The following is a 9,946-nucleotide window of genomic DNA, read 5'->3' as shown; positions in this document are numbered from 1 at the left end:
GTTTGAAGGTGGCTGCCTGCTGCGCATTGCGCCGACCGGCGAAGTTGTGCAGCGTGTCGAGTTGCCGGTGACCTGCCCGACCATGCCCACCTTCGGCGGCGCTGACTTGCGCACCCTCTTCATCACGACGGCGCGCGAGAAGCGCCCCGCCGACGAACTGGAACGCGAGCCGCTCGCTGGCGCCGTGCTGCAACTGCGCGTCGACGTGCCGGGCTTGCCCGCGACCCTGACAAGCGCCTGAATCCTGTGTCGGCCTGGGGGCGTATTTACCCCGGTGTAACTCGTCACATATAATGGCTGGCTTTGTTGGGTGGCGCCCGTGCGYCATCCCGGTGCAATCAGCTCCTGGTAGTTTTGGGGGTTGAGCCGCCCACCCCAGGACCCTGGCGCCATGACCGAGAACGGCCCCCGAAAGACCTGGCCCCCCGCCGTTTCGACGGCCGGCGGCTGGGACGACGACAAAGAGGAGCTGCCCGTCAAGGCCCTGAGCCCTGAGCAGGCGGCAGCGCTGAAGTCGGCGTTGCCGATGTTGTCGCCCTGGCGTGTGCTGGGGATGCAGCTGGTGGCAGGCTTGCTGTGCGTGGCCGTGATCCGGCTGTGGACGGCGTCCGGCGTGGCCATGGTTTCGGCGCTCTATGGCGTCGCGGCGGTGGTGCTGCCAAACATGCTGCTGGCGCGGGGCATGACAAAGCGCGTGGATTCAGCGGTCGGTGCGGCTGCCGGGTTCATGGGTTGGGAATTTTTGAAAATCGGTGCATCGATCGCGATGCTGGTGCTGGCGCCAAAGGTGGTGCCGGGCCTGAGCTGGCCAGCCCTGCTGGTCACCCTCGCGGTGTGCATCAAAGTGAACTGGCTGGCGCTCGCGTGGCGTGGCCGCAGATTGACCTGACGAGGCAGAACGAAACATGGCAGCAGAAGGCCACGAAACAGCAGCCCCGAGCGCTGGTGAATACATCATTCACCACTTGAACCACGCGCAGAGTGGCAAGCAGCAAGGCATCGTCGACTTCTCCGTCGTCAACCTCGACTCCATCTTCTTCAGCGTGCTGCTGGGTCTGGTGGGCAGCTTCTTGCTGTGGCGCGCCGCGAAGGCTGCTACTTCGGGCGTCCCGGGCCGTTTTCAAGCCGCCGTCGAAATCCTCGTCGAGATCGTTGCCGATCAGGCCAAGGGCATCGTCCACAACGCCAACAGCCGCAAGCTCGTCGCGCCGCTGGCCCTGACCGTGTTCGTCTGGATCTTCCTGATGAATGCGATGGACTTGTTCCCGGTGGATCTGTTCCCCTGGATCTGGCAGAACCTCACCGGTGACCACCACGCTTACCTGCGCGTCGTGCCGACTGCGGACCTGTCCATGACCATGGGCCTGTCCCTTGGCGTGCTGATCACCTGCCTCATCTACAACGTCAAGATGAAGGGCGCCGGCGGCTGGGCTCACGAGCTCGTTGCGGCACCGTTCGGCGACAAGGTCTATCTGTACCCAGTCAACCTGGCCATGCAGCTGATCGAGTTCGTCGCCAAGACGGTCTCCCACGGCATGCGACTGTTCGGCAACATGTATGCCGGCGAACTGATCTTCATGCTGATCGCCCTGATGGGCGGCGCCTGGAGCCTGTCGGCCACCGGCATCGGCCTGGCCATCGGCCACATCATCGCGGGCTCGGTGTGGGCGATCTTCCACATCCTGATCATCACGTTGCAGGCCTTCGTGTTCATGATGCTGACGCTGGTCTACATCGGCCAGGCCCACGACGCGCACTGATCCCGCAGCAGCCGTCCCCCAGTTTTTCCAAGCAGTTTTCCCTCAACCCTTTCTCTCTTTTTTCCCCTCAAGGAGTCATCGTGGAAGTCATTAGCTTTGTTGCCCTCGCCGCTGGTCTGATCATTGGTCTGGGCGCCTTCGGTGCTTGTATCGGCATCGGCATCATGGGCAGCAAGTACCTTGAGTCCGCCGCTCGTCAGCCTGAGCTGATGAACGAACTGCAGACCAAGATGTTCCTGCTGGCCGGCCTGATCGACGCGGCCTTCATCATCGGCACGGGTATCGCCCTGTGGTTCGCCACCGCCAACCCGTTCCTGGGCCAGATCGCTACTGCGCTGGCTGCTGGCGCCAAGTAATTCGATGCTGTCGACCCGCCGTGGCCAAGGTTGCCCCGGAGGTTTCCGCACTCGAAACTTTGTGAGGCACCAAGGTGTTTATTAACGCATCGCTCATCGTTCAGATGATCGTGTTCCTGATCCTGGTCGGGTTCACGATGAAGTATGTGTGGCCGCCGATCATCAAGGCGCTCGACGAGCGTGCCGCGAAGATCGCCGCTGGCCTGTCCGCTGCCGACAAGGCCAAGGCCGAACTGGCCGGCGCCGAAGCGCAGATCGCCAAGGAACTGGCTCAGACCAAGGCTGAATCCGGCAAGCTGATCTCGGATGCCGAGAAGCGCGCCGCCGCCATCGTCGACGCTGCCAAGGGCCGCGCCGAAGAAGAAGGCGCCAAGATCCTGGCCGCCGCCAAGGCCGACGCCGAGCAGCAGGTTTCCCGCGCTCGCGAAGTCCTGCGCGAGCAAGTCGCTGCACTGGCCGTCAAGGGCGCCGAGCAGATCCTGCAGAAGGAAGTCAACGCCGGCGTTCACGCCGAGCTGCTGGCTCGCCTGAAGACGGAGCTGTAAATGGCCGAGATCGCCACCATCGCCCGCCCCTACGCGGAAGCCCTGTTCCAGGTTGCCAAGTCGCAAGACCTGGGCGCCTGGGGCAAGCAGCTCGACGCGCTGGCCCAGGTGGCGCAGGACGCCGATCTGCGCCAGTTCGCCGATCACCCCAAGGCCCAGGCTGAGCAAGTCGTTGCGGTCATCGCCGCCGCGGCCAAGCAAGACCTCGCCGCCGGTGTGCAGAACTTCCTGCGCGCCATCGTCGAGAACGGCCGCCTGGCTGCGCTGCCCGAGATCGTGGCCCAGTACCACGTGCTGGCCAACGCCGCTTCGGGCGTGTCCGACGCGCAGATCTTCAGCGCCTACGAGATCAGCGACGCTCAGCTCGCCGACCTCAAGGCGTCGCTGGAGAAGCGCTTCGGCCGCAAGCTCGAAGCCCATGTGCAGCTGGAGCCCGGCCTGATCGGCGGCGTTCGCGTCGTCGTGGGTGACGAGGTGCTGGACACCTCCGTCAAAGCCCGCCTTGAGCGCATGAAAGTTGCGCTGACTGCCTGATCCGCAGCTGGACACCCGCAAGACATTCCGATTTACCCCCGCGTCTGACCCCGCCCTTGATCCGGCGAAGGAACGGCCACCTGGGAGACCTAGCATGCAACTGAATCCCGCTGAAATTTCCGAACTGATCAAGAGCCGTATCGAGGGTCTTGGTGGCAGCACGGACATCCGCAACCAGGGCACCGTCGTGTCCGTTTCCGACGGTATCGTCCGCGTCCACGGCCTGTCCGACGTGATGCAGGGCGAAATGCTCGAATTCCCGGTCGCCAAGGACGGCAGCCAGACCTTCGGCCTGGCCCTGAACCTCGAGCGCGACTCCGTCGGCGCCGTGATTCTGGGTGCCTATGAGCACATCTCGGAAGGCGACACCGTCAAGTGCACGGGCCGCATCCTGGAAGTGCCGGTCGGCCCCGAGCTGATCGGCCGCGTCGTCAACGCGCTGGGCGAGCCGATCGACGGCAAGGGCCCGATCAACGCCAAGATGACGGACGTCATCGAGAAGGTCGCCCCGGGCGTGATCGCGCGCAAGAGCGTGGACCAGCCGGTGCAGACCGGCCTGAAGTCGATTGACTCGATGGTTCCTGTCGGCCGTGGCCAGCGCGAACTGATCATTGGTGACCGTCAGACGGGCAAGACCGCCGTCGCCATCGACGCGATCATCAACCAGAAGGGTCAGAACATGACCTGCGTCTACGTCGCCATCGGCCAGAAGGCGTCGTCGATCAAGAACGTGGTGCGCTCGCTGGAGCAGGCCGGCGCGATGGAATACACCATCGTCGTCGCCGCTTCCGCTTCGGAATCCGCTGCGATGCAGTACGTGTCGGCCTACTCGGGCTGCACGATGGGCGAGTACTTCCGCGACCGCGGCCAAGACGCGCTGATCATTTACGACGACCTGTCCAAGCAAGCCGTCGCCTACCGCCAGGTCTCCCTGCTGCTGCGCCGCCCGCCGGGCCGCGAAGCCTACCCTGGCGACGTGTTCTATCTGCACAGCCGCCTGCTGGAGCGCGCCGCCCGCGTGAACGCCGACTACGTCGAAGCCTTCACCAAGGGTGAAGTCAAGGGCAAGACAGGTTCGCTGACGGCACTGCCGATCATCGAAACGCAAGCCGGCGACGTGTCCGCCTTCGTGCCGACCAACGTGATCTCGATCACCGACGGCCAGATCTTCCTGGAAACCAGCCTGTTCAACGCCGGTATCCGCCCCGCCATCAACGCCGGTATCTCGGTGTCGCGCGTCGGTGGTGCTGCCCAGACCAAGCTGATCAAGTCGCTGTCCGGCGGTATCCGTACCGACCTGGCGCAGTACCGTGAGCTGGCTGCGTTCGCGCAGTTCGCTTCCGACCTGGACGAAGCCACCCGCAAGCAGCTGGACCGCGGTGCCCGTGTGACGGAACTGCTCAAGCAGGCCCAGTACTCGCCGCTGTCCATCTCGCTGATGGCCGCGTCGCTGTACGCCGCCAACAAGGGCTTCATGGACAGCATCGAAGTGAAGAAGGTCCTGGCCTTCGAACACGGCCTGCACCAGTACCTGAAGACCAGCCACGCCGCCCTGCTTGCCAAGCTGGAAGCCGACAAGGCGATGGACAAGGACGCCGAAGCTGAACTGAACGCCGCCATCACGGCTTTCAAGAAGTCCTTCGCTTAAGCCACGGAACACGTGGGGCTGAGCTTCAACTTAGCCCTGCACTGACTAGGAGTTCGAATGGCTTCAAGCAAAGAAATCCGCGGCAAGATCAAGTCGGTCGAGAACACCAAGAAGATCACCAAGGCGATGGAAATGGTCGCCGCCTCCAAGATGCGCAAGGCGCAGGAACGGATGCGGTCGGCTCGCCCCTACGCCGAGAAGATCGGCAACATCGCGGCCAGCCTCGCCAAGGCCAACCCCGAGTACCGCCATCCCTTCCTCGTGAAGAACGAGGGCGTGAAGACGGTCGGCATGGTCGTCGTCACGACGGACAAGGGCCTCTGCGGTGGTCTCAACACCAACCTGCTGCGCGCGGCCACGGCCAAGCTCAAGGAAGTCGAAGCGGCGGGCCACAAGGCCGAAGTCGTCGCCATCGGCGGCAAGGGCCTGGGCTTCATGAACCGCATTGGCGCCCGCGTCGTCGCTCACGCGACGCAGCTCGGCGACCAGCCGCACATCGAGGCCCTGATCGGCCCCGTCAAGGTGCTGCTCGACCAGTACGCCGAAGGCAAGCTGTCCGCCGTCTACCTCTGCTACACGCAGTTCATCAACACGATGAAGCAAGAGGTGAAGGTGCACCAGCTGCTGCCGTTGAAGGCCAGCGACATGGAGACGGACAAGGCCGGCCACTCGTGGGACTACATCTACGAGCCGGACGCCGCCACCGTCATCAACGAACTGCTGGTGCGCTACACGGAAGCCCTGGTCTTCCAGGCCGTTGCCGAGAACATGGCCAGCGAGCAGTCCGCCCGCATGGTGGCCATGAAGGCCGCGACCGACAACGCCGGCACGCTGATCGGTGAGCTCAAGCTGGTCTACAACAAGACCCGCCAGGCAGCGATCACCAAAGAGTTGTCCGAGATCGTCAGCGGCGCAGCCGCGGTCGGTTGAGTCACCCGGCACGCAAAGAATTGAATTGAAGGAACGCAAAAATGGCTAACACTCAAGCAGCAGTCGGCAAGATCGTTCAGTGCATTGGCGCCGTCGTGGACGTGGAATTCCCGCGCGACCGCATGCCCAAGGTGTACGACGCCCTGAAGATGGAAGGCTCGGCCCTGACGCTGGAAGTCCAGCAGCAGCTGGGCGACGGCGTCGTCCGCACCATCGCGCTGGGTTCGTCCGACGGCCTGCGCCGCGGCACCGAAGTCTTCAACACCGGCGACACCATCAAGGTGCCGGTCGGCAAGGCGACCCTCGGCCGCATCATGGACGTGCTGGGCAATCCCATCGACGAGCGCGGCCCGGTCTCTTCCGAGCTGACCGCCTCCATCCACCGCGCCGCCCCGGCCTACGACGAGCTGAGCCCGTCGCAGGACCTGCTGGAAACCGGCATCAAGGTGATCGACCTGATCTGCCCGTTCGCCAAGGGCGGMAAGRTSGGYCTGTTCGGYGGCGCCGGCGTCGGCAAGACCGTGAACATGATGGAGCTCATCAACAACATCGCCAAGGCGCACAGCGGTCTGTCCGTGTTTGCCGGCGTAGGTGAGCGCACCCGTGAGGGCAACGACTTCTATCACGAGATGTCGGACTCCGGCGTCGTCGTCCAGGACAAGCTGGAAGACTCCAAGGTCGCCATGGTCTACGGCCAGATGAACGAGCCCCCGGGCAACCGTCTGCGCGTGGCACTGACCGGCCTGACCATCGCCGAGTCGTTCCGCGACGAAGGCARGGACGTGCTGTTCTTCGTGGACAACATCTACCGCTACACGCTGGCCGGCACGGAAGTGTCCGCACTGCTGGGCCGCATGCCTTCCGCCGTGGGCTACCAGCCGACGCTGGCCGAGGAAATGGGCCGCCTGCAAGAGCGCATCACGTCGACCAAGGTCGGCTCGATCACGTCAATCCAGGCCGTCTACGTCCCTGCGGATGACTTGACCGACCCGTCGCCCGCCACGACCTTCGCCCACTTGGACGCCACCGTCGTGCTGTCGCGTGACATCGCCTCGCTGGGCATCTACCCCGCCGTGGACCCGCTGGACTCGACCAGCCGCCAGATCGACCCCAACGTCGTCGGCGAAGAGCACTACACGACGACCCGTGCCGTGCAGCAGGTGCTGCAGCGCTACAAGGAACTGCGCGACATCATCGCCATCCTGGGCATGGAYGAACTGTCGSMRGARGACAAGYTGKCSGTGGCYCGCGCCCGCAAGATCSAGCGCTTCCTGTCGCAGCCCTTCCACGTCGCCGAAGTCTTCACCGGCTCGCCCGGCAAGTACGTGCCGCTGAAGGAAACCATCCGCGGCTTCAAGATGATCGTGGCCGGCGAGTGCGACCACCTGCCCGAGCAAGCTTTCTACATGGTGGGAACCATCGACGAAGCTTTCGAGAAGGCCAAGAAGATCCAGTGAGGTTGACGGGGACGTCTCGGCGTCCCGTCTCTCACCAGACTTCTTCAATGGTTAGCTAAGGAAGATTGAACATGGCAACCCTCCACGTCGACGTGGTCTCCGCCGAAGAGCTGATCTTCTCCGGCGAGGCCAAGTTCGTCGCCCTGCCGGGCGAGAGTGGCGAGCTCGGCATCCTGCCGAAGCACACGCCGCTGATCACCCGCATCAAGCCGGGCGCCGTGCGCATCGAGCGCCCGGACGGCACCGAAGAGTTCGTCTTCGTCGCCGGCGGCATTCTCGAAGTGCAGCCGAACCGCGTGACCGTGCTGGCCGACACCGCCATCCGCGGCAAGGACCTCGACGAAGCCAAGGCCATCGAGGCCAAGAAGCAAGCCGAGGAAGCGCTGAAGAACGCCAAGAGCGAACTCGACCAGGCCGCGATCCAGAACGAGCTGCTCACGCTGGCGGCCCAGGTCGCGGCGCTGCGCAAGTTCCGCGCGAAAAGCTAAGGGCATTCCCTGGCTCAACCGCAAGCCCGCCTCTTGGCGGGTTTTCTACTTTCAGACCCGCCCATGACCACGCCCACCGCTGCCCCCGTTGCCGCCCAGGACGGCCTGGCCCTGCACGTCGAGCAGTGGGCGGCGTGGGCGCCGGGTCTGGCATCCCAGGACGACTGGCGGGCCTGGCTGCGTCAGCCGCAACCGGTTACCGCCGACGCACCGGCCGCGCCACCGCTGCCGGAAGTGCCGGCGATGGCGCGGCGGCGCATCGACCCGCTGGGGCGCGCTGCCCTGCAGGTGGCCTATTGGGCCCAGCAGGGCGTCGACGCGGCGGCGCTGGCGACCATGCCCCTGGTGTTCGCGTCGCGCTGGGGAGAATTGGCGCGTTCGGTCGCCATGCTGCAGGACCTGGCTCAGGGCGAGGCGCTGTCACCGACCGCCTTCAGCCACTCGGTGCACAACGCCATCGGCGCCCAGTACTCCATCCAGCGCGGCATCACTGCCAATGTCGGCGCGGTGGCCGCGGGCGAGGTCAGCGCCGCCGCCGGCTGGGTCGAAGCCCATGCGCTGCTGGCCGCCGGCGCGCCCGCCGTGCTGCTGACGGTGTTCGACGCGCCGCTGCCGGTGCTGTATGCCCATACCGGGCTAGACGCCCTGATCGCCCCGCCGCATGCCTTTGCGCTGCGTCTGCGTGTGGCGCGCGCCGGCGAGCCGGCCGTGCAACTGACGCGCCAGGCCGCGCTGGCGAATGCGTCGCCCAGCACGTTGTCACCCAATCTGCAGCTGCTGCAGTGGCTGCTCGACCCCGCCGCCGAGCTGCGCCAGGTGGACGGCGCCGCGGACTGGCAGTGGCGCCATGTCGTCGCTCGATAGCCTGCTGCCCGACTGGTCCCGGGCCTGGTCCCGCGCCTGGCGCGTGCCGGCCACGGGTCTGAGCTTCGCCTGCTTCGGTATTGGCGGCCTGCTGATGGGCGTGCTCGCCTTCCCGCTGATCAACCTGCTGGTGTGGGACCCGGTGCGCCGCATCCGCTGGTCACGTGCGCTGGTGGGGGCCAGCTTTCGCGGCTTTATCGGCCTGATGACGCTGCTCGGTCTGGTGCGCGTGCGCTGGACGGGCGCCGAGCGCTTGCAGCGGCGTGGCCTGCTGGTGCTGGCCAACCACCCGACGCTGATCGACGTGGTGGCGCTGATCGGGCGCACGCCCAACGCCGATTGCGTCGTGCGTGCCGGGCTGGGCGACAACCCCTTCACCTGGGGGCCGGTGCGGGCCTGCAACTATTTGCGTAACGACCGTGGCAGCGAGGTGTTGGAAGGTTTCAACGCCAGCCTCCAGGCGGRCAGCAATCTGGTAATTTTTCCCGAAGGCACCCGAAGCAGGCCCGGGCATGCTTTGCAGTTGCAGCGCGGTGCGGCCCAATTGGCCCTGCGCACGGGCGTGGCCATCACGCCAGTGCGCATTCGCTGCGAGCCGCTGGGATTGAGCAAAGGCTGGCCGTGGTGGAAAACCCACGACCGGCCGTTACACCTGAGTCTGGATGTGGGCGAGGACATCGCCGTGACACCCTTTCTAGAGGGTGCTCACGGAGAATTCCCGCTCGCTGCAAGACGGCTCACGGGATACTTGCGGGACTATTTTTCTGGGGGAAAAGGCGATGGAACAGAGCCTGGAACTTGAAATCAAGACCTTGCTCATCGACGCCTTGAATCTCGAGGACATGAGCGCAGACGACATCGACGCCGAGCAGCCGCTCTTCGTCGAAGGCCTCGGCCTGGATTCCATCGACGCGCTCGAGCTGGGCCTGGCGCTGCAAAAGCGCTATGGCGTCACCATGTCGGCCGATTCGGAGGAAACCCGCCGCCATTTCCGCTCCATCCGGGCTTTGGCAGCTTTCGTGGCCACGAGCCGCAAGGGCTGAATCGCCAGGGAGTTCACACCATGACCGAACACGACATCTACACGCGCCTGTCGGCCATCCTGGTCGAGACCTTCGACATCGAGCCCGAGCGCATCCGCCCGGAAGCCCGGCTGTACGACGACCTGGACATCGACTCCATCGACGCGGTGGACCTCATCGTCAAGCTCAAGCCCCTGGTGGGCAAGCGCCTGCAGCCCGAGGCCTTCAAATCGGTGCGCACGCTGCAGGACGTCGTCAACGCCCTGACCGCGCTGCTGCAGCAGGCCGAAGAAACCACCGGTGAAGACGAGGCCGCGCTGCCGCGCGCCGCCTGATCCCGTT

The 9,946-nt window shown here is 65.1% G+C and carries 14 protein-coding genes; all 14 read left to right on the top strand.

Going from position 1 to position 9,946, the window contains the following annotated elements; all coding sequences use genetic code 11:
* On the top strand, positions 1–241 hold a 241-nt coding region (locus tag AC1DU6_RS01080), incomplete at its 5' end, for an SMP-30/gluconolactonase/LRE family protein (protein WP_477855883.1).
* Positions 242–391: 150 nt separating this feature from the next.
* Positions 392–889, top strand: a complete 498-nt coding sequence (locus AC1DU6_RS01075) for an ATP synthase subunit I (protein WP_056205558.1) — start codon at positions 392–394, stop codon at positions 887–889.
* 16 nt (positions 890–905) lie between these two features.
* Positions 906–1,760 (top strand): F0F1 ATP synthase subunit A, encoded by an 855-nt coding sequence (gene atpB / locus AC1DU6_RS01070; protein ID WP_056205556.1) that lies wholly within the window; start codon positions 906–908, stop codon positions 1,758–1,760.
* Between the two features lie 80 nt (positions 1,761–1,840).
* A complete protein-coding gene (atpE, locus tag AC1DU6_RS01065) occupies positions 1,841–2,116 on the top strand; it encodes a F0F1 ATP synthase subunit C (protein WP_056205553.1) in 276 nt (91 codons plus the stop codon).
* Positions 2,117–2,190: 74 nt separating this feature from the next.
* A complete protein-coding gene (locus AC1DU6_RS01060) occupies positions 2,191–2,661 on the top strand; it encodes a F0F1 ATP synthase subunit B (RefSeq protein ID WP_422018027.1) in 471 nt (156 codons plus the stop codon).
* Positions 2,662–3,195: a F0F1 ATP synthase subunit delta gene (locus AC1DU6_RS01055; protein WP_457322010.1), complete on the top strand. Its 534-nt coding sequence runs from the start codon at positions 2,662–2,664 to the stop codon at positions 3,193–3,195.
* A gap of 94 nt (positions 3,196–3,289) precedes the next feature.
* Entirely contained in the window at positions 3,290–4,843 is a 1,554-nt protein-coding gene (gene atpA, locus AC1DU6_RS01050; RefSeq protein ID WP_457322012.1) for a F0F1 ATP synthase subunit alpha, read from the top strand.
* Positions 4,844–4,900: 57 nt separating this feature from the next.
* Complete coding sequence (gene atpG, locus AC1DU6_RS01045) at positions 4,901–5,773, top strand: F0F1 ATP synthase subunit gamma (protein ID WP_477855882.1); 873 nt, start codon at positions 4,901–4,903, stop codon at positions 5,771–5,773.
* A 41-nt stretch (positions 5,774–5,814) separates the two neighbouring features.
* Entirely contained in the window at positions 5,815–7,230 is a 1,416-nt protein-coding gene (atpD, locus tag AC1DU6_RS01040; RefSeq protein WP_477855881.1) for a F0F1 ATP synthase subunit beta, read from the top strand.
* A 71-nt stretch (positions 7,231–7,301) separates the two neighbouring features.
* Positions 7,302–7,718, top strand: coding sequence for a F0F1 ATP synthase subunit epsilon (locus AC1DU6_RS01035; protein WP_056205540.1), 417 nt, complete (start codon positions 7,302–7,304; stop codon positions 7,716–7,718).
* 63 nt (positions 7,719–7,781) lie between these two features.
* On the top strand, positions 7,782–8,582 hold the full coding sequence (locus AC1DU6_RS01030) for a beta-ketoacyl synthase chain length factor (RefSeq protein WP_477855880.1): 801 nt from the start codon (positions 7,782–7,784) through the stop codon (positions 8,580–8,582).
* The gene (locus tag AC1DU6_RS01025; protein ID WP_477855879.1) at positions 8,566–9,384 is read left to right on the top strand and encodes a lysophospholipid acyltransferase family protein; all 819 of its coding nucleotides are present in this window, start codon (positions 8,566–8,568) and stop codon (positions 9,382–9,384) included. The genes AC1DU6_RS01030 and AC1DU6_RS01025 overlap by 17 nt, the downstream gene beginning before the upstream one ends.
* Entirely contained in the window at positions 9,362–9,625 is a 264-nt protein-coding gene (locus AC1DU6_RS01020; protein WP_056205536.1) for a phosphopantetheine-binding protein, read from the top strand. Before AC1DU6_RS01025 ends, AC1DU6_RS01020 begins: the two co-directional genes overlap by 23 nt.
* 20 nt (positions 9,626–9,645) lie before the next feature.
* Positions 9,646–9,939: an acyl carrier protein gene (locus AC1DU6_RS01015; protein ID WP_056205534.1), complete on the top strand. Its 294-nt coding sequence runs from the start codon at positions 9,646–9,648 to the stop codon at positions 9,937–9,939.
* The last annotated feature ends 7 nt before the right edge of the window (positions 9,940–9,946 follow it).

The sequence above is a fragment of the Roseateles sp. P5_B10 genome (assembly GCF_056400485.1).
The sequence above is the reverse complement of the archived record's forward strand: the minus strand, read 5'-3'. Positions and strand labels throughout refer to the sequence as shown.

Excerpts from the sequence above, each read along its gene's own strand:
- AC1DU6_RS01075 (WP_056205558.1), top strand. The coding sequence starts at position 392 with ATGACCGAGAACGGCCCCCGAAAGACCTGGCCCCCCGCCGTTTCGACG.
- atpB (WP_056205556.1), top strand. The coding sequence starts at position 906 with ATGGCAGCAGAAGGCCACGAAACAGCAGCCCCGAGCGCTGGTGAATAC.
- AC1DU6_RS01055 (WP_457322010.1), top strand. The coding sequence starts at position 2,662 with ATGGCCGAGATCGCCACCATCGCCCGCCCCTACGCGGAAGCCCTGTTC.
- atpA (WP_457322012.1), top strand. The coding sequence starts at position 3,290 with ATGCAACTGAATCCCGCTGAAATTTCCGAACTGATCAAGAGCCGTATC.
- atpG (WP_477855882.1), top strand. The coding sequence starts at position 4,901 with ATGGCTTCAAGCAAAGAAATCCGCGGCAAGATCAAGTCGGTCGAGAAC.
- AC1DU6_RS01035 (WP_056205540.1), top strand. The coding sequence starts at position 7,302 with ATGGCAACCCTCCACGTCGACGTGGTCTCCGCCGAAGAGCTGATCTTC.
- AC1DU6_RS01030 (WP_477855880.1), top strand. The coding sequence starts at position 7,782 with ATGACCACGCCCACCGCTGCCCCCGTTGCCGCCCAGGACGGCCTGGCC.
- AC1DU6_RS01020 (WP_056205536.1), top strand. The coding sequence starts at position 9,362 with ATGGAACAGAGCCTGGAACTTGAAATCAAGACCTTGCTCATCGACGCC.
- AC1DU6_RS01015 (WP_056205534.1), top strand. The coding sequence starts at position 9,646 with ATGACCGAACACGACATCTACACGCGCCTGTCGGCCATCCTGGTCGAG.